16 protein-coding genes are annotated in these 18797 nt (G+C 71.9%); 9 read left to right on the plus strand and 7 right to left on the minus strand.

What is annotated here, in order from left to right:
* Positions 1-27 precede the first annotated feature (27 nt).
* Positions 28-786, plus strand: coding sequence for an HAD-IIA family hydrolase (locus ABD295_RS20595; RefSeq protein ID WP_344305819.1), 759 nt, complete (start codon positions 28-30; stop codon positions 784-786).
* A 117-nt stretch (positions 787-903) separates the two neighbouring features.
* Here the strand turns inward: ABD295_RS20595 and ABD295_RS20600 are convergent, their stop codons facing one another.
* Positions 904-1278, minus strand: a complete 375-nt coding sequence (locus ABD295_RS20600; protein ID WP_344305726.1) for a VOC family protein — start codon at positions 1276-1278, stop codon at positions 904-906.
* Between the two features lie 151 nt (positions 1279-1429).
* Between ABD295_RS20600 and ABD295_RS20605 the strand changes: the two genes are divergently transcribed.
* Positions 1430-3454 carry a GTP-binding protein gene (locus ABD295_RS20605; RefSeq protein WP_344305727.1) on the plus strand — a complete coding sequence of 675 codons (2025 nt, stop codon included), beginning with the start codon at positions 1430-1432 and terminating at the stop codon, positions 3452-3454.
* A 70-nt stretch (positions 3455-3524) separates the two neighbouring features.
* Here the strand turns inward: ABD295_RS20605 and ABD295_RS20610 are convergent, their stop codons facing one another.
* Positions 3525-6530, minus strand: a complete 3006-nt coding sequence (locus tag ABD295_RS20610) for a S8 family serine peptidase (protein WP_344305728.1) — start codon at positions 6528-6530, stop codon at positions 3525-3527.
* Between the two features lie 114 nt (positions 6531-6644).
* Positions 6645-7190 (minus strand): dihydrofolate reductase family protein, encoded by a 546-nt coding sequence (locus ABD295_RS20615; protein ID WP_344305729.1) that lies wholly within the window; start codon positions 7188-7190, stop codon positions 6645-6647.
* Positions 7191-7328: 138 nt separating this feature from the next.
* On the opposite strand from ABD295_RS20615, the gene ABD295_RS20620 reads away from it, so the two are divergent.
* Both ABD295_RS20620 and ABD295_RS20625 read left to right on the plus strand, forming a co-directional pair.
* On the plus strand, positions 7329-7889 hold the full coding sequence (locus tag ABD295_RS20620) for a GNAT family N-acetyltransferase (protein ID WP_344305730.1): 561 nt from the start codon (positions 7329-7331) through the stop codon (positions 7887-7889).
* Entirely contained in the window at positions 7886-8923 is a 1038-nt protein-coding gene (locus ABD295_RS20625) for a zinc-binding dehydrogenase (RefSeq protein WP_344305731.1), read from the plus strand. The genes ABD295_RS20620 and ABD295_RS20625 overlap by 4 nt, the downstream gene beginning before the upstream one ends.
* A gap of 27 nt (positions 8924-8950) precedes the next feature.
* Here the strand turns inward: ABD295_RS20625 and ABD295_RS20630 are convergent, their stop codons facing one another.
* The 3 genes from ABD295_RS20630 to ABD295_RS20640 all read right to left on the minus strand — a co-directional run bounded on the left by ABD295_RS20630 (position 8951) and on the right by ABD295_RS20640 (position 10600).
* Complete coding sequence (locus ABD295_RS20630) at positions 8951-9319, minus strand: HIT domain-containing protein (RefSeq protein ID WP_344305732.1); 369 nt, start codon at positions 9317-9319, stop codon at positions 8951-8953.
* 148 nt (positions 9320-9467) lie between these two features.
* Positions 9468-10007, minus strand: coding sequence for an AAA family ATPase (locus ABD295_RS20635; RefSeq protein ID WP_344305733.1), 540 nt, complete (start codon positions 10005-10007; stop codon positions 9468-9470).
* Positions 10004-10600 carry an HIT family protein gene (locus tag ABD295_RS20640; protein WP_344305734.1) on the minus strand — a complete coding sequence of 199 codons (597 nt, stop codon included), beginning with the start codon at positions 10598-10600 and terminating at the stop codon, positions 10004-10006. Before ABD295_RS20640 ends, ABD295_RS20635 begins: the two co-directional genes overlap by 4 nt.
* A gap of 96 nt (positions 10601-10696) precedes the next feature.
* Here ABD295_RS20640 and ABD295_RS20645 point away from each other — a divergent pair, with 96 nt between their 5' ends.
* On the plus strand, positions 10697-11896 hold the full coding sequence (locus tag ABD295_RS20645; RefSeq protein ID WP_344305735.1) for a calcium-binding protein: 1200 nt from the start codon (positions 10697-10699) through the stop codon (positions 11894-11896).
* Here ABD295_RS20645 and ABD295_RS20650 read toward each other — a convergent pair.
* The gene (locus tag ABD295_RS20650; protein WP_344305736.1) at positions 11881-12771 is read right to left on the minus strand and encodes a S66 peptidase family protein; all 891 of its coding nucleotides are present in this window, start codon (positions 12769-12771) and stop codon (positions 11881-11883) included. The two genes, ABD295_RS20645 and ABD295_RS20650, sit on opposite strands and share 16 nt — an antisense overlap.
* A gap of 50 nt (positions 12772-12821) precedes the next feature.
* On the opposite strand from ABD295_RS20650, the gene ABD295_RS20655 reads away from it, so the two are divergent.
* From ABD295_RS20655 to ABD295_RS20670, 4 genes are all read left to right on the plus strand, one after another.
* Complete coding sequence (locus ABD295_RS20655; RefSeq protein WP_344305737.1) at positions 12822-15116, plus strand: aminotransferase class III-fold pyridoxal phosphate-dependent enzyme; 2295 nt, start codon at positions 12822-12824, stop codon at positions 15114-15116.
* 72 nt (positions 15117-15188) lie between these two features.
* Positions 15189-16844 (plus strand): dihydroxy-acid dehydratase, encoded by a 1656-nt coding sequence (gene ilvD, locus ABD295_RS20660; RefSeq protein WP_344305738.1) that lies wholly within the window; start codon positions 15189-15191, stop codon positions 16842-16844.
* On the plus strand, positions 16841-17176 hold the full coding sequence (locus tag ABD295_RS20665; RefSeq protein WP_344305739.1) for a cupin domain-containing protein: 336 nt from the start codon (positions 16841-16843) through the stop codon (positions 17174-17176). Before ilvD ends, ABD295_RS20665 begins: the two co-directional genes overlap by 4 nt.
* The gene (locus ABD295_RS20670; protein WP_344305740.1) at positions 17173-18768 is read left to right on the plus strand and encodes a phytoene desaturase family protein; all 1596 of its coding nucleotides are present in this window, start codon (positions 17173-17175) and stop codon (positions 18766-18768) included. The genes ABD295_RS20665 and ABD295_RS20670 overlap by 4 nt, the downstream gene beginning before the upstream one ends.
* Positions 18769-18797: the final 29 nt, after the last annotated feature.

Below are 18797 nucleotides of genomic sequence, written 5' to 3' on the forward strand. Positions count from 1 at the left end.
CGCCCCGTGGAGACCTGGCTGACCGACATGGACGGCGTGCTCGTCCACGAGGAGGTCCCGATCCCCGGCGCAGTCGAGTTCCTCGACGCGCTGAAGGCATCGGGACGGCAGTTCCTGGTGCTCACCAACAACTCGATCTTCACGCCCCGCGACCTGCGCGCCAGGCTGATCGGCAGCGGCCTCGACGTGCCCGAGGGGGCGATCTGGACCTCGGCCCTGGCCACCGCCCAGTTCCTGGCCGACCAGCGCCCGGAAGGGCGGGCGTACGTCGTCGGCGAGGCCGGCCTCACCACGGCGCTGCACGACATCGGCTACGTCATCACCGACCGCGACCCCGACTACGTCGTGCTGGGCGAGACCCGCACGTACTCCTTCGAGGCCATCACCCGCGCGATCCGGCTCATCGACGACGGCGCCCGGTTCCTGGCGACCAACCCCGACGTCAGCGGACCGAGCCTGCACGGCAAGCTGCCCGCCACCGGCTCCGTGGCCGCGCTGATCTCGGCGGCGACGGGCCGGTCGCCGTACTACATCGGCAAGCCCAACCCCCTGATGATGCGCAGCGCCCTCAACCGCATCTCCGGCCACGCGAAGTCGACGGTGATGGTCGGCGACCGGATGGACACCGACATCATCAGCGGCCTCGAGGCCGGCCTCCGGACCGCGCTGGTCACGACCGGGTCGACGCAGCCCGAGCAGATCGAGACCTTCCCCTACCGGCCCACCCGCGTCTTCGGGTCCGTCGCCGACCTGGTGCCGATCGCCCGGGGCGAGCAGCCCTTCTAGCCGTCCTCGCCGCGCGCGGGCCGCTGCTCACGGGGCCTTAACCGTTCAATTGCTGAGTTGTGGTCGCTCCGAGGCCCGATCGCCGACCATAACCGCGCAATTGCGCGAAAAGTGCCCTCAAGTGACGGCGCCACCACCGTCCTCGAGCGGGCCGCCGCCGTACCCGATCTCGTTGCCCTCGGGGTCCCTGAAGATCACCTTGCGGACGCCGTTGTCGTAGGTCTCCCGGTGCGCCGGCTCGATGCCGCGCTCCGCGAGGGCGTCGACGGTGGCGTCGAGCTGGTCGGGCGGGTCGAGGAAGATCGTCACCTCGCCGTGGCCGGCGTGCGCGGGCAGCTCCTCGAGCACCAGGTAGCGGTGCTCGGCCAGCTCCCAGACCGCCTCGGTCTCGTGCGCGACGAAGGTGGGCGGACCGCCGAAGAAGCGTTCGTACCACGGCAGCGCCTTGGCGTACGACGTCACGTGCAGCTCGGCGAAGAGGTCGAGGGACATGCCTCGACCGTAGGTGCCGCAGGGAAAACCGGTCGACCCCCCGACCTCGGCGGTGCGACAGTCGAGGCGTCCCGACCGTCTCACCTGGAGAGTGACATGCGAGCAGCTTCCACGCCCCGGACCCTCATCCGTCCCACCGTGGAGCTGACCCTTGACCCTGTCCGACCCACCCCACCCGACCCGGGCGCGCACCCACGCGCCGCTCAACCTCGGGATCGTCGCGCACGTTGACGCCGGCAAGACCAGCCTGACCGAGCGCCTCCTCTTCGAGGCGGGCGTCACCGACGCCATCGGCAGCGTGGACGCGGGCACCACCCGCACCGACTCGATGGACCTCGAGCGCCGCCGCGGCATCACCATCCGCGCCGCGGTCACGTCGTTCCCGTTGTCGACCCCGGCCGGCGACCTCGCCGTCAACCTCATCGACACCCCCGGCCACCCCGACTTCATCGCCGAGGTCGAACGCTCGCTCGGCGTGCTGGACGCCGCGGTCCTCGTGCTCAGCGCGGTCGAGGGCGTCCAGCCGCAGAGCGTCGTCATCTGGCGCGCGCTGCAGAGGATCGGTGTGCCGACCGTCCTGTTCGTCAACAAGGTCGACCGCTCCGGTGCGGATGTCGACCGCGTCGTCGAGCAGGTACGTCGACGGCTCACCCCTCGGGTCGTGGTGCTCGCGCACCCGGCCGGTCAGGGCCGCCGCGACGCGACCGTCGAGCCGGTCCCCCTCACCGACGACGCCGTCGTCGCGGCCGTCGCGGAGCGGGACGACCGGTTGCTCGCCGCGTGGGTGGACGGCGAGCGGGTGCGCCCCCGCGATCTGCTGCGGGTGCTGCGTCGCGAGGTGACCTCAGGTGGGTTGACGCCCGTGCTCTGCGGCTCCGCGATCTCGGGCGCCGGCACGGCCGGGCTGGGTGAGGTGCTGGTCAGGGTGTTGCCGCGGCCGAGTCCCGCCGACACCGGTCCCGCAGCCGGCACGGTCTTCGCGGTCGACCGCGACGACCGCGGCCGCCGCGCCTGGGTGCGCCTCTGGAGCGGGGAGCTCCGCGTGCGCGACAAGGTGACCGTCGCGGGGTCGGCTCCGGTGCGGGTCACCGAGGTCGGCACCAGCACCCCGTCGGGCGTCCTCGTCGGGCGGGTCGCGGCGGCGGGCCAGATCGCCGTCGTACGCGGCCCGGCCGCCAGGATCGGCGACGCGCTGGGCCACCCCGGGGCGCAGCCGCCGGAGCGGCGTACGCACCGGTTCGCGCCCGCCACCCTGGAGGCGCTCGTCGAACCGGTCGACCCGAGCCAGCGGACGGCCCTCTTCGCCGGACTCACCGAGCTCGCCGACGAGGACCCCCTGATCGCGCTGCGCCTCGACGCGACCGACGGCGAGGCCGCGGTGAGCCTGCACGGCGAGGTGCAGAAGGAGGTGATCGGCGCGCTGCTGGAGGAGCGGTACGGCGTCCGCGCGGTGTTCTCGGACACCTCGGTCGTGTGCCTCGAGCGGGTCGCCGGCACCGGGTCGGCGATCGACCGGATCGGCGAGAAGGGCAACCCGTACCTCGCGACCGTCGGCCTGCGCGTCGAGCCGCGGCCGGTCGGCCACGGCGTCGAGTTCTCGCCGGGCGTCGAGCGGGGCAACCTGCCGCGAGCCTTCGTCGATGCGACCGAGGAGGGGCTGCGCGCGGCGGTCCGGCAAGGACCGCACGGGTGGATCGTCACCGACTGCCTGGTGACGATGACGGCCTCGGCGTACTACCCACGGCAGAGCAGGCCGCACCAGAAGTTCGACAAGTCGATGTCGTCGGTGGCGGCTGACTTCCGCTGCCTGACGCCCGTGGTCTTCTTCGCCGCGCTGGCGCAGGCGGGGACCCGGGTGTGCCGTCCGGTCGACCGCTTCGACCTCGAGCTGCCCGACGAGGCGTTCGGGCCGGTCGCCGCCCTTCTCGGGCGGCTGGGCGCGACGACCTTGGAGACGAGCTCGGCCGGCGGCTACACGCGGCTGGTGGGCCACGTGCCCGCCGCGGCGGTGCCGGACCTGGCCGGCCGGCTGCCCGACCTGACCAGCGGCGAGGGCGTGCTCACCACCCGGCTCGACCACCACGCGCCGGTCGCCGACGCGCGGCCGCCGGCGCGGCGGCGTACGGGACCCGACCCCGCCGACCGCGAGGCGTGGTTCAGAGACGTGCCGCGCTGAGGGGATAGGTGACCACGAAGAGCACCACCCGGGAGGCCCCGAGCGGTGCTCTTCGTGGTCAGCTGTCGAGCTAGGGCAGGACCGACACCAAGGTGCGGCCCACCGTCGACGTGCCGTCACCGTAGGTGACCGCCCCGAGGTAGCGGGTGCCCGCCGTGAGTCCCGACCACGCGAGCGTGACGTCGGCCTGCTCGCCCACGGTCACCGGCTGGCTGACCGGCGTCGCCGTGAGGTTGCCCGCCGCCGTCGTGCCCAGCACGAAGCTGTTGAGCTTCACGTCGAGCGTGCTCGGCGTGCCCGCGAAGTAGTCGATCACGACGCGGTAGTCGCCGGCGGGCGGGTTGACGAGGTTGACCGCCTCCTCCGCCGTCGCACCCCCGCTGTTGCCGACCTGGGTGGTGCCCCGGAAGACGGCCAGGTCGACGTCGGTGTTGGCGGGGTAGTCCGCGTCGTACGTCGCGAACCGGGCGTGCTGCGTGCCGCCCGGCACCGTCACGATCACCTCGGTGTTGACCGGGAGCGTCGTCGGCCGGGTGTCGACCTGCGCCGCGACGAGCCCGCCCACCGAGGTGGTCAGCGTGCCGGAGAAGCCCGCCGTGAGCGACAGGGTCTCCGAGCCGCTCGTGCCGGACTCGGTGACCTCGGACGGCGCCGCGATGGACGCCGACTCCACGGCGATCGAGCTGCGCGCCGCGTGGCCACGCTTGTCGGTCCAGGTCAGCGACCCGTAGGCCCACTGGTCGAACGGCGCGGACACGCGGGTCAGCGTGACCTTGAACGACCGCGACTGCTGCGGCGGCACCGTCATCTTCGACGGGGACACCGTGGCGGTGAAGCCCGGCGGCGCCACGACGGTCGGCTTGTACTGCGAAGCCTGGTCCGTCGAGGTGTTCGTCACCGAGCGGGTGATCGTCTGCGACCCGGCCAGGTCGGCCACCGAGATGCTCGGGTAGTTGAGGTCGCTGGGGTCCATCGCCCCGGCCGACTCGCAGGTGCCCGGCGCGGTGATCGCCTGGAACTGGTTGATCGAGCAGCCGTAGCGGATCCAGTCCGAGAGCCCGGCGTCGTACACCAGGCCCGGGTCGAACGCCTCGCCCGGCACGATGTGGCCGTTGCCGAAGTCGATCGGGGTGGCGTCCTTGCCGGCCCGCTGGATCGGCTGCCCGGTCTTGTCGAGGTTCGTCGCGGTGGTCATCAGCGCCGACTTCACCCAGGTGGGCGACCAGCTCGGGTGCGCCTGCATGATCAGCGCCGCGATGCCGGAGACGTGCGGCGTCGACATCGACGTGCCCGAGAGCGCGTTGAAGTCGTTGCCGCCGTTGCCCTTCGAGACTGCGGCGATCACGTCGACACCAGGAGCGGTGACGTCGGGCTTGAGCAGGTCGCCGCCGCCCGCCAGGGCCGGTCCCCACGAGGAGAAGCCGGCCATCTCGGGCGCGCGCACCGGGGTGGGGTCGCGCGGCGAGATCGACGCGGTGGCGCCGGCCGTGGCGGCGTACGCCTTGATCGCGGCACCGTCGACGCTGTTGACGTGGACGGTCGGGATGACGTGGAAGTCACCGTTGAGCGACTCGGCGGGCGAGGCGTTGGCGAGGACCATGCCGACGCCGCCGGCCTCCTTGACCGCGCGGCTCTTGTCGACGCGGTCGTTGGTGCCCCGCGTGCAGACCACGATCTTGCCGGCGACCAGGGCCGGGTCGAGGCCCGGACCGCCCGGCCACGTGCTCGAGAAGCACAGGTTGGCGGCGGCTTCGGTGGCCGCAGCCACCTTGGCCGCGGTCGAGCTGATCAGCGGCGTCTGCGCCGGCACCCCGGTGTCGTTGACACCGACACCGGTGTAGGACGTGCCGTTCCCGAGGTTGACCTTGGCGGAGTTGCCGCGGTCGTGGCTGCTCGCCGCGGTCGTCATCTCCCACGGGGAGTTGTGCGCGACGCTGCTGCGTCCGACGACCACGCCGTCGTTGCCGGCCGAGGTCGAGACGAACACACCGGCGAGGGTGGCGTTGAGGAAGGCGATCTCGTCGGGGCTGACGATCGACGTGCGTGAGCCGGAGATCGAATAGCTGATCACGTCGACGCCGTCGGCGACCGCGTCGTTGATCGCCGCGACGATGCCCGAGGTGTTGCCGGACGAGCCGCCGGTCGCGTTCTGCCAGAGCACCTTGTACATCGCGAGCCTGGCCGCGGGCGCCATGCCGGAGGTCTTGCCGACCTCGACGCCGTTGATGACGGCGGTGACGTTGTTGTTGCCGCCCGCGGTGCTGGAGGTGTGCGAGCCGTGGCCGTTGAAGTCACGGGGCGAGAGGTACTCCTCGGGGCGGATCGTGTTGCCCGCGGGGTAGTAGCGCGCGCCGATCAGCTTGTTGTTGCAGGTGACCCGGTCGGCGGGGTTGGGGTCCTCGCCCGCGACACAGGTGCCGTTCCACTTCTCGTCGATGACCGCCTGGTCGGGGCGCGGGGTCGGCAGGGCGGCGAACATGGGGTTCTCGGGCCAGATGCCGGAGTCGAGGACGCCGATGATCATGCCCTCGCCGGCCTTGGAGACGCCGCCGAACCTCTTCCGCCACACGCCGTTGTCACCGGTCAGGCCGAGGAAGTCGGGCGTCGTGATCGTGTCAGCGGTGCGGACCTCGTCCTCCCACACCTGCGCGACGCCGTTCTGCTTCTGCAGCACGGCCGCCTCGCCCGGCGAGAGCTCGGCCACGAACCCGTTGAACGCGGTCGTGAACTCGTCGCGCACCACGTCCGTGGAGATGCCGGCTGCCCTGAGGACCGCGTCGTGCCTGGCCTCGAGGTGCTTGGCGTAGCCGCGCGCGTTGGCCGTGCGGGTGGCGAGCTTGTCGCCGGCCTTGGGCTTGGTGCGGGTGAACGACTTCACGCCGCCCGTGTATGACGCCAGGGGGTCGCCCTGCGTCATCACGATGTAGCGCGCGTCCTGGGGTGCCACCGGCGCGGGCGACGCGTTGGCGGCGCCTCCGGCGAGCGGCGCCAGCAGGGCGACCGGTAGTGCCGCAGACGCGGTGAAGGCGGCCAGGGTGGCGGCCCGCCGACGCGTCAGCGAAGCAAACAGCTTCATTGACTGTCCTCCGAGAGATCCGAGATCCGAGTCCGTCCGCCTGGGTGGGGCGCAACGGTTGAGGTGAACCTAAGTCGCGCGGAGGGTGTTTGGGAAGGGCTGCCGGCCGACGACTCAGGCAGGGCCGTAGCTCAGGTGCACGACGCCGTTGTCGTAGACGTCGGTCTCCTTGAGCGCCAGCCGGTGCTCCTCGCCGTCCTTGAAGAACCGCTCGCCCTCGCCGAGCGCGACGGGGTAGACGAAGAGGTGCAGGTCGTCGACGAGCCCGTCCTTGAGCAGCTGACGGACGAGCTGGCCGCTCCCCGAGATGTAGATGACGCCCTCGCGCTCCTCCTTGATGCGGCGGATCGTGTCGGCGTCGTACGCACCGATGAGCGTGGTGTTGGCCCACTCCTCGCTGGGGGTCTGCGTGCCGACCACGAGCTTCTCGGTGTGGTTGAAGAAGTCCGCGCCGGGGTCGTCCTCGACGGTGCGGTCGCGCCAGGCCGGCGCGAACATCTCGTGGGTCTTGCGGCCGAGCAGGATCGTCTGGGCCGCGCCGTCGGTGATGGCGGAGAGCGTCTCGCCCATCCTCGGGTCGAAGCCGTGGTCGAAGGTCCAGCTCGGCGACTCGAAGACGCCGTCGAGGGAGATGAACTCGTGCACTGCGATGGTGGCCATGGTGGTGGTCCTTCCGGAGATGTCTGCTTGATCTGGTGATCACTCCACGAACGCCGGCTCACGGATACGACACCTTCGCGACGACGAGCTCGGGATTCCTCAGCGACATGAACGCTCCCACCCGAGCATCCCCGTCGCGTGGATCCCGCATACGGTGGCGGCGTGCTGAGTCTCGACATCGCTCCCGCCCGGATCCGCGACCTGGAGCCCTGGCACGCCGACCAGCTCGCGACGTTCTTCCAGCGCCACGGTGCCGGACTCTACGAGTGGCTGCCGTGGGAGCACATGGAGGAGACCGACGCGGCGCGCTCGTTCCTCACGTCGTTCACCGACGGCCGGGCCGCCGACACCCGCCGGCTCTTCGGGATCTGGACCGGTGACGAGCTCGTCGGCGGCGTGCTGTTCCCGAGCCTCAACACCCGGTCCGGCATCGGCGAGCTCGGCGTGTTCCTCGCTGAGCCGGCAAGGGGGCAGGGTATCGTCACCCGCGCCGTCGAGGCGATGATCGCGTGGGCGTTCGAGGAGCGCGGGCTGCGCCGGCTCGAGTGGCGGTGCGCGCCGGGCAACGAGTCCAGCCGCGCGGTCCCGCAGCGCCTCGGGTTCACCCACGAGGGGACCCTGCGCCAGGTCTTCAAGGTGCGTGACCACTACGACGACCTGGAGGTCTGGGCGCTGTTGCGCGGGGAGTGGCGCAGGTGAAGGCCGTCGTCTACGCGGCTCTCGGTGAGCTCCCGGCCCTCACCGAGGTGGCCGACCCGGCCTGTCCGCCCGACGGTGTCGTGGTCGACGTGGTGGCGACGGGAGTGTGCCGCTCCGACTGGCACGCCTGGCGTGGGCACGACCCGGTGACGCTTCCGCACGTGCCGGGCCACGAGTACGCCGGCACGATCGCCGAGGTCGGTTCCGCGGTGACCCGCTGCTCGGTGGGCGACCGGGTGACCGTCCCGTTCGTGCTCGGCTGCGGCGTCTGCGCCCACTGTCGCGCCGGCGCCGCGCAGGTCTGCCCCGACCAGCTGCAGCCCGGGTTCACCTTGCCGGGATCGTTCGCCGAACGGGTCGCGGTGCCACGGGCAGACCACAACGTGGTCGGGCTGTCGGACGCGGTGTCGTTCGCGGCGGCTGCCTCGTTGGGGTGCCGGTTCGCGACGGCGTACCGGGCCGTGGTCGCACACGGCCAGGTCGGTGAGGGAACGTGGGTCGCCGTGCACGGCTGCGGTGGCGTCGGGCTCTCCGCGGTGATGATCGCGACGGCGCTCGGCGCGAAGGTCGTCGCCGTCGACGTGTCGGGGCCTGCGCTCGAGGCCGCGCTGTCGCTCGGTGCGGTGTCGGTCGTCGACTCGTCACACGTCGTGGACGTGGTCGCGGCTGTGCACGTGCGCACCGACGGCGGCGCGCACGTCTCCCTCGACGCCATCGGCGACCCGGCCGTGGCCGCCGCCTCGATCTCCTGCCTCCGACCCCGCGGCCGGCACGTCCAGGTGGGGCTGCTCGTCGGCGGCGACGCACCCACGCCGCTGCCGATGGACCTCGTCGTGGCGCGCGAGCTGTCGGTGCTTGGGTCGCACGGCATGCCCGCGGTGGACTACCCCGCGATGCTGGAGCTCGTCGCCTCGGGTGCCCTGGACCCCGAACGACTCGTCGCCCGGCGCATCGGCCTCGACCAGGCCGGCGCCGCCATCGCCGCCATGGACCACCCGGCCGGTGGGGCCGGCATCACGCTGGTCGAGCTCTGACCTCAGCAAAGGCGGTGACGCCGCGTCTCACCGCAGATGCCCTCTCGCATGCACGTGGACGTGAAGGTGCTTGGAGTCCTGGTAGCGGCCGAGGTTGGTGAGCACCGCCGCTTCTCCATGCGCAGCCTCGACGTCGGCCGCGACCGCCTGGACGACCCACAGCAGCGCTCTGACGTCTTCCTCGTCGTCGTTCCTCACCGAGGTCAACGACCCGATGTGTCGCTTGGGCACGACCACGACGTGGGTCGCCCAGAAGGGTCGCGTGTGGTGATAGGCGAGCACCTGTTCGTCGTCGTGGACCACAGCCAGCTCGGCCGCCCGTGGGATCGCGACGTCGCAGTAGAAGTCGTCGCCGTCGTAGCCCTCGCCCACCATCACCGAGCCAGCCTGCCTCATCCGGCTAGCGCTGGGACGCGCGGATCCAGGTAGCACCGGTGGGTCGAGCACCGACCTCTCGTGACGCGCGGTCGTTCACCTGTCACCGGTTGCTGGCTCCCCCGCGACGGCTGAACGGCCCTGCCCGCCTCCATCGAGCCAGCCTGCCTCACGCGTCGAGCGCCTCGAGGAGGCCGGTGTACGTCGCGTCCACGTCGCCGTCCAGGCTGTCGACGACGAGCACGCCTGGTCGCTGGCGCAGCTCGTCCAGGACAGCGTGGTAGCCGCGCAAGGTGTCGTCGTCGGCCGCCAGTGCGCGAACCCGGTCGTGGGTGTCGCTGTCTCCGGCGGCGCCTCGACGATTGAACCTCGCGACGGACGACTCTTCGTCGTCCCACACGACGACCTCGACGAGCTCGGCGTCCGCGGCCGCCGCGGCTGCTGCGAACCTCGCCAGCTCCTCCGGCCGCGCGATCAGCTGAGGGAGCACGACGTCGTGGCCGCCAGTGAGGTACGCCGTGATCATCGCCAGCGCTGCCGGGCGGATCAGCCCGCCGGTCTCGGCGAAGCGCGTCTCCCAGCCGCCGACCAGCGTGCGCAGCACGTCGATGTCGCAGCAGAGGACGCCGGGATGGTCGTCGGCGTACATCCTTGCCAGCGTCGACTTGCCGATGCCGGGCGGGCCGTTGAGATGGATCAGCCGAGTCATGCGGGCAGATAGCTCGCCTCGAGCGCGCGGACGACCTCGTCTGCGTCGGCCCGGGCGACGTCGTCGGGGTACTCCGGCAGCAGGTCGTCCCAGACCGGCAGCCACGATCCGTAGAACTGGCCCTGCCCGAGCGGCCGGGCGAAGAACCAGATGTGAAGGTGCGCCCCGCCGTCGCCGACGCGGTAGACGTGGCAGCGCGAGATGTTCGGCAGGGCTTCGACGTGGCGGCAGAGATGGGCGCTGAGGACGCCGAGCTCGGCCGCGAGGTCGTCGGGCAGGTCGGCCAGGTCGTGGTGGTCGCGCGGGTGCAGCATCAGCACCAGCGGCACCCCCACACCGCTCATCCGCGTCAGGCGCCAGTGCTCGTCGAGCCAGAGGCCCTCGTCACGGCGCGCGCAGGACTGGCAGTCGGCGGGGTCCTCGCCGTGCCGCGGCGGCTCGGGCACCACCGGTGGGCGCAGCGGCGCCACCTTCAGGCCGTCCCGGTCGAAGGGCGCGACCTCCCACATCGTCATCCGCGACAGGGGCAGGCGGTCTTCGTCGTCGGTGGCCGCGAGGGCATGGGCGAAGAAGTCGTCGGGTGAGAGCGCCATGGGCGTCAACGTAGTCTCGGGGACCTCGGGAGGTGTGACATGCATGCGACGTGGGGCGCGGTGACCCTGGTGGTCGCTTCGGTGTTGGCTGGTTCGGTGGCTCCGACCGCAGCGGGTGCGGCTGGAGCGACGTGTGCCGGGCTGGCTCCGACGGTCGTCGGCACGTCGGGAGACGACGAGCTCGACGGCACCACCGGACCCGACGTGATCAGTGCTCTCGGCGGCAACGACGTGATCGACGGGCTGGGTGGCGACGACGTCATCTGCGGAGGTCCCGGGTCGGACCGGCTCGTCGGTGGCGACGGCAACGACCACCTGCTCGCGGGACCGGTCGGCCGGGTCCCGGTCTTCGAGAACGAGCCGGAGCGCGAGGGCGACACCCTCGTGCCGGGCCCCGGCGACGACGTCGTGGACCTGGGGCCGAGCGCGTGGCCCACTGACGACTACTACCCCTACGACTCGCTCGACCTGTCCGGCGCGACCACCGGCGTGCGGGTCGACCTCACCGCGGGCACCGTCTCGGGGGAGGGCGAGGACCGGATCGTCACCCCGCTCCCGGACCCCGCGGACGGCTACGCGCTCGAGGTCGTCGGGTCGGCGTACGCCGACACCATGGTCGGCTCGCCCCGGCCCGACCTGCTGGTCGCGGGTGCCGGCGACGACGTGCTGTCCGGGCTGGGTGGCGACGACTTCCTGCTGGAGACCTGGGACGAGGGCAGCGACCGGTCGGCCGACCACTTCGACGGCGGGCTGGGCGACGACTCGCTGCAGGCTGCCGACGGGCTGGACACGGTGCTGGGCGGTCCCGGCCGCGACACGATCGACGATCGGGGCGGGGTCGCGCTGATGGACGGCGGGCCGGGCCGCGACTTCCTGTGGGGCTACCTCACCGCGCAGACCAGCGCGATCACCGGCGGGCCGGGGCGCGACGACTTCGCGTTCAACGTCGCGTACGTCGGCGGCGACCGGCGGCCGGTCGGCGGCGCCCTAGACCTCGCCTCGGGCACGCTGGTCGTCCGCCTCCGGGACGCACCGTCCTGGGCCGCGTCCGTGACCGACGTCGAGTCCGTGGGGCTGCCCGGCTACGGTCGCTGGCGCTTCGACGGGTCCGCCGGGAACGACGTGCTGCGCGTCGGCTCCGCTCGGGTCGTCGCCCACGGCAAGGGAGGCGACGACCGGCTCACCGGGTCGCGGAGGGACGACGTGCTGGTCGGCGGGCCCGGGCGGGACCGGGTCGACGGCCGCGAGGGCACGGACCGCTGCCGCGGCGAGCGCGAGGATCACTGCGAGCGCTGAAGCCCCGAGCAGGTCAGGGTGCCGGCGTCCGCGTCGAGCTCGCACCGGACGCCGAGAGGCACCGGGACGGGGTCGTCGAGGTGCCCGATCGGGAGACCGGCGAGGATCGGCACCCCGAGCACGCCGAGACGGTCGCGCAGCACGTCGAGCACAGTCCAGTCCCGGTCCACGTAGCCGTCGAAGCCGAGCAGCTCGCCGACCGTCACACCGACGACGTCGTCGAGCGTCCCCGACAAGAGCAGCTGGGTCAGTGCCCGGTCGACCATCCCGAGACCGGCGGCCCGGTTGATCTCGACCAGGAGCACGTGCCCGGCGAGGTTCGGCCCCGCCACCCCGACCGAGCGCGCCAGCATCTCGAGGTTGCCGCCTGACAGCGGACCGCTCGCGCGTCCCGTCGTGGTGAGCGCGGCGCCGTACCTCTTGGGCTCCGACCTCACGGCAGCGGTGGGTTCACCCATCAGCAGCTTGCGCACGTCGTCGGCACGATCGCCCACGGGAGCACCGTGGACGGACGGCACTCCCACACCGGTCCACACCTGGTGCAGCGCGGTGATGTCGCTGAAGCCGACGAGCGGCTTCGGGTCCGCGCGGAGGGCCGCGACGTCCAGCTCGCGCACCAGCCGCAGGCTGCCGCAGCCGCCGCGCAGCGCCACGATCGCGCGGACGTCCCGGTCCCGGATCGCCGCGTTCAGGTCGGCCAGCCGGTCCGCGTCGGTTCCGGCCATGAAGCCGTGCCGGTCGTCGACGTGGCCGCAGACGCGGACGCGCAGACCCCAGGTCTCCAGCGTCGCCACGGTCTCGTCGATGGCGGGTGGCTCCGCCCAGCTCGCGGGCGCCACGAGCGCCACCGTGTCGCCGGGCTGGACGATGGTCATCCCCGGACCTCTCCGCGCAGATTGTCGACAATCCTCGCTAGCATCGGCCCATGATCCCGCAGGACGCCGTCCTCACCAGTGCCGCCCCTCGCTTCGACGACGCCGAGATCGCACGGCTTGCTGCCGAGTCCTACGGCCTCGGCGGCCCCGACACCGGTGTGCTGCGGCGCCTCAACAGCGAGCGCGACCAGGTCGTGCTCTTCGGCGACGAACGCCGCCAGCTGGTGGTCAAGCTCTCCAACGAGTCCGAGACCCAGACCAACATCGACCTGGAGGAGGCCGCCGCGGCCTGGGCCGCCGCTGCCGATCCGGACCTCCCGCTGAGCACCCCGCTCCAGGTCCTGGGCAGCAACGTGCGACACCGCGTCGTCGAGGAGCCCGCCACCGGGGTCACCCACTTCCTCCGCGCCTACGACCGGCTCCCCGGTCGCGCGGGACTGCTGGGGGAGCAGCTCAGCGCGGCGACCGTGCGCGAGTACGGCGCCGTCACCGCGCGCACCGGTCGGGCGTTGCGCGGCTTCTTCCACCCAGCGGCCGGTCGACGGCTCCTCTGGCACGTCGAGGAGCGCGGCCGCACGCGCGAGCTGACCGGGTGCATCGCCGATCCTGACGAACGCCGGCTGGTCGAGGACGCCTTCGACGTCTTCGAGCAACGGGTGGCGCCGCTGTGGGGGTCGCTGCGCGGCCAGGTGGTGCACGGCGACCTGACGCTCGACAACCTGCTCGTCGGTGATTCCGGCGAGGTGACGGGCGTGCTCGATCTGGGCGACCTCGCGCACTCGACCCTGGTCTTCGACATCGCCGCGGTCTTCGGTTCGCTCGCCTCGACGCTCCAGGGCGACCGGCTCTTCCGCACGCTGCGTGGGTTCCTCGACGGCTACCGCTCGGTCCTGCCGCTCGAGCCCGGCGAGCTCGCGGTCCTCGGTGACACCGTCGCGGTGCGCGCGGCGATCACCCTCTGCATCTCCAACTGGCGGGCCGCCGACCACCCGGAGAACGCCGACTACATCCGGGCGTGGGACGAGATCTCGCTCAGCCTGCTGCGGCAGTTCGCGGAGCTCGGTCCCGACGAGACGACCCGCCGGCTCTGTGGACCGGTCGCGCCTCCGGAGACCGGTGCGCTGACCCGGAGGCGGGCGGCCGTGCTCGGCACCGCCCTGGCGCCGTTGACCTACTCCACGCCGCTGCACGTCGCCAGCGGTCGCGGCGCGACGATGACGGACACCGACGGAAGGACGTACGTCGACGCCTACAACAACGTCCCCGTCGTCGGCCATGCGCACCCGCGCGTGAGCGAGGCGATCGCCGACCAGGTGCGGGTCCTCGCCACCAACCTCCGCTACCTCCACCCCCGAGCGATCGAGCTGGCCGAGCGGCTGGTCGCGACCGTGCCGGCCGGCCTGGACACCGTGCTCTTCCTCAACTCCGGGAGCGAGGCCGTCGACCTGGCCTACCGCCTCGCCATGGCCGACACCGGTCGCCGCGGGGCGCTCGTCACCGACTTCGCCTACCACGGCGTGACCGCCGCCGCGGCCGCGCTCTCGCCGGAGGAGTGGCTCGACGGCAGCAAGCCGGGGTACGCCGAGCGCTTCGACGCCCCGGTCGGGCCCGATCCCGACATCGCGTCGTTCCGGGCGGCGCTGGACCGACTGGCCGCCGCCGGCCAGGACCCCGCGATGGTCGTGGTCGATCCCCTCTACACCAGCGACGGCATTCACACACCCGGGGCGGCGTACCACACCGCGCTCGGCGACGCTGCCCGTGCCGCTGGTGCGTTGGTCGTGGCTGACGAGGTACAGGCGGGCTTCGGTCGCGCCGGGGACCACCTGTGGTCGTTCACCGCCTCCGGGCTGGACCCGGATGTGATCACGCTCGGCAAACCCATGGGCAACGGGCACCCGATCGCCGCAGTGATCACCCGCTCGGCGTACGTCGAGGCGCTCGGCAGGGAGGCGGAGTTCTTCAGCACCTTCGCCGGCAGCCCGGTTGCCGCTGCCGCGGGCCTGGCGGTGCTGGACGTGATCGAGGACGAAGGGCTCGTCGAGCACGCAGCCGTCATGGGGGCACGGTTGGTGAGCCGGCTGCGTGAGGCGACCGCGGGCTGCGCGGCGGTCCGCGAGGTGCGCGGGCGCGGGCTCCTGGTCGGGGTCGACCTCGCGGGAACCGACCCGGCGGTGGTGTCGCGGGTGCAGGACCGGGTGCGCGAGCTCGGCGTCCTGGTGGGCACCACCGGGGCGAGGTACGACGTGCTCAAGATCCGCCCGCCGCTGGTCATCAGCGCGGGCCAGATCGAGACGGTGATCGACACCGTCGCCTCCGCCCTCGATCAGATTGCAGATTGTTGACAATCAGGGAGGTCTACGAGATCGTGCCAGAGGAAACCGCCCAGCAGGGCCCGACACGATCGAAGGCGGCAGATGAGAAGCACCGACCAGTTCGCGGGCGTCGACCGCTCCCTGCAGCGTGCCTGGATCAAGGGCGCAGGATTCACCGACGAGGAGCTGGCCCAACCGCTGGTCCTGATCGCGAACACCTATCAGGACTTCTCGCCTGAGAACTCCCACCTGCGCCAGGTCGTCGACGCGGTCAAGGCCGGGGTGCGGATGGGCGGCGGGACGCCGCTGGAGTTCAACACCTTCCACGTCACCGACAGCGAGGCGTTCGCCGCGCGCAGCATGAAGTACGTGCTTCCCAGCCGCGACGTCGTCGCCGACTCGATCGAGCTGATGGCCGAGGGCCACGGCGTGGACGGGCTGGTCCTGCTCACCGGCGGGGACAAGCCGACCCCCGGGATGGTGATGGCCGCTGCGCGGCTCGACCTGCCGAGCATCCTGCTGTACGCCGGCCCGACGGTGCACGGCATGTACCGCGGCAAGAGGCTCTTCCTCGAGACCGTGTACGACGGCGTCGGCGAGGTGGTGCGCGGTGAGATCGACGAGGCGACGCTCAAGCACTGGGAGGACCAGCTCTTCCCTGGTCCCGGTGCCGGCGCGACCCTCACGTCGGGCAACACGGCCGGCATCTACACCGAGGCCCTCGGGATGTCCCTGCCCGGCTCGGGGACCCTGGCGGCGGGCACCAACTTCCAGCTGCGCGCGGCCAAGTACACCGGCATGCGCGCGGTCGAGCTGATCCGCCAGGACGTGCGGCCGAGCCACATCCTCACGCAGGCCGCGTTCGAGAACGCGCTGCGCGTCTCGCTTGCGGTGTCCGGCTCGACCAACCTCGTGCTGCACTTCATCGCGATGGCCAAGGAAGCCGGCATCGACCTCGACTTCGACTTCATCGACCGCGTCGGGCGCGACACCCCGACCCTGGCGAAGCTCGCGCCCAGTGGCCCCTGGGGGGTGACCGAGCTCGGTGACGCGGGCGGCGTACCCGCCGTGCTGCGCGAGCTCGGCGACCTCATCGACGGCTCGACGATCACCGTGTCGGGAAAGACGACCGGCGACATCGCCGCCGAGGCCGAGAACCTCAACCCCGAGCTGCTGCACAGTCGCACGGACCCGCTGGCCCCCGAGGGCGCGATCTTCATCCTGCGCGGCTCGCTCGCCCCCGACGGCGCCGTCGTGAAGGCGTCGGGCGTCGCTCCGTCGATGTGGTCGTTCACCGGCACCGCCCGCGTCTTCGAGGACGAGGAGGCCGCGATCGAGGCGACGCTGGCCGGGTCGATCGAGGCCGGCACCGCGATCATCATCCGCAACGAAGGACCGCGCGGCGGGCCCGGCATGCGAGAGATGCTCGGCGCCACGTCGGCGGTGGTCGGCATGGGCCTGTCGGAGTCCGTCGCGCTGATCACCGACGGCCGGTTCTCAGGGGCGACGCACGGGCCGGCGATCGGGTACGTCGGCCCCGAGGCCAAGGACGGTGGGCCGATCGCGCTCGTCCAGGACGGCGACCGCGTGGTCATCGACCTGCACGAGCGGCGGCTCGACCTCGACGTACCCGACGAGGTCATGGCCGAGCGTCGCGCACAGCACGTGGCGCGTCCGCCCAAGGTGACCCGCGGCTACCTGTCGTTCTACGCCGAGCACGTCGCGCCGGCATGCCAGGGCGCCGTGATGCCGCGATGACCGACTCGATGAGGCAGGTGGACGTCGGCACGGTCGCGCTGGAGGCCTACGACCTCGAGGCCGACGACGTGCTCGGAGGGACGCCGAAGACGGCCGAGCTGACCGTCACCGCCCTCGGAGGGGTCGAGGTCGGCATCTGGGAGATCACGCCTGGCACGGTGAAGGACGTCGAGAAGGACGAGGCCTTCGTCGTGCTCACCGGCGAGGGCACGATCACCTTCGCCAGCGGCGAGGTCGTCGAGCTGTCACCCGGGTCGCTGGTGCGTCTGCACGCCGGCGAGGAGACCGTCTGGGAGGTCAGGTCCACGATCCGCAAGGTGTACGTCGTATGACGGCTCGCACCTGGGATGCGGTGATCGTCGGCGGAGGGCACAACGGGCTTGTTGCCGCTTTCTACCTGGCAAGGGGCGGACTGAAGACGCTGGTGCTGGAACGGCGACCGTTCGTCGGCGGGGCCTGCAACACCGAAGAGTTCGCGCCGGGGTATCGCGCGTCGACCGGCGCCTACGTGCTGTCGATGCTGCGCCCTGCGATCTGGCAGGACTTCAAGCTCGTCGAGCGCGGCATCGTGGTCGACCCGGCCGGACCGACCCTCAACCTCTATCCCGACGGCGCGAGCTATCTTCTCGGCGACGACATGGCCGAGAACGTCGAGGCCACGAAGCACTTCTCTGTCGCCGACTCCCGCGCGCTGCCCGCCTTCGAGGACGAGCTCGGCGAGGTCGTGAAGGCGGTGCTGCCGATCTTCGACATGACCGCGCCCGATCCCCGGGTGCGCGGGCTGGACGACCTGCGCACGCTGTTGACCATCGGCCGCTTGGCGGCGCGGCACCGCAAGCACGCCAACGAGCTGCTCGAGCTGTTCACGTCGAGCGCCGGCCAGGTGTTGGCGGAGCGGTTCGAGAGCGAGCACGTGCGCGCCGCCCTCGGCTGGCACGCGATCAACGACAGCACCGCCGGTCCGTCGACGCCGGGCTCGGCGTTCGTGCTGCTGCACGACCACGCCAGCGACACCGGCGACGCTGGCGTGCGGCAGTGGGGCTTCGTGCGGGGCGGCATGGGCGTCCTCACCCAGAAGATGGCCGACGCCGCGCGCGAGGCGGGCGCGACGGTGCGCGTCGACGCCGAGGTCGAGTCGGTGCTGACCAAGGGCGACCGGGCCGTCGGCGTACGACTCGTCGACGGCGAGGAGATCCTGGCGACGCGCGTGCTGTCCAACGCCGACCCCAAGCGGACCTTCCTCGGCCTCTGCCGCGACGCCGCGCTGCCGGACGACTTCGTGCGGGCGATCGAGGCGTATCGCTGCATGGGGACGAGCATCAAGATCAACCTCGGCCTGTCGGCACTGCCCGAGGCGAAAGGCCAGCCGAAGGGACTGCAGCCCTATCACTCCGGCATCGTCGAGGTGAACCCGTTCATCGCCGAGATGGACCTGCAGCAGGCCCAGGCGGCGTACGGCGTCGCGGCCCGCGACTCGCACGTCGAGCTCTGCTTCCCGACCGTGCACGACCCGTCGCTCGCCCCCGAGGGCAAGCACATCGCTACCATCGACGTGAACTCGCAGCCGTTCCACCTGCGCGAGGGCACTTGGGACGAGATCAAGGAGACCCGCGCGGACGAGGTGATCGCGCAGCTGGAGCAGCACTTCCCGGGACTGTCGGGCCTGGTCGAGCACCGCCAGGTGCTGAGCCCCCTGGACATGGAGCGGGTGATGGGCCTGACCGGCGGGCACGCCCTCCACGGGGACATGGCCCCGCACCAGCTGCTCTTCATGCGCCCGGCCCGCGGCTGGGCGAAGTACCGCACACCGTTGCGAGGGCTCTACCTCTGCGGCGCCGGCACCCACCCCGGCGGCGGCGTCACCGGCGCCAACGGCCGCAACGCCGCCCGCGAGGTGCTCAAGGACGCCAAGAAGCGACGCTAGGGCCGCGCGACCTTGCCGGCGGTGACGCA

This window comes from Nocardioides bigeumensis, assembly GCF_039531755.1.
In the GTDB taxonomy this organism is placed as follows: domain Bacteria; phylum Actinomycetota; class Actinomycetes; order Propionibacteriales; family Nocardioidaceae; genus Nocardioides; species Nocardioides bigeumensis.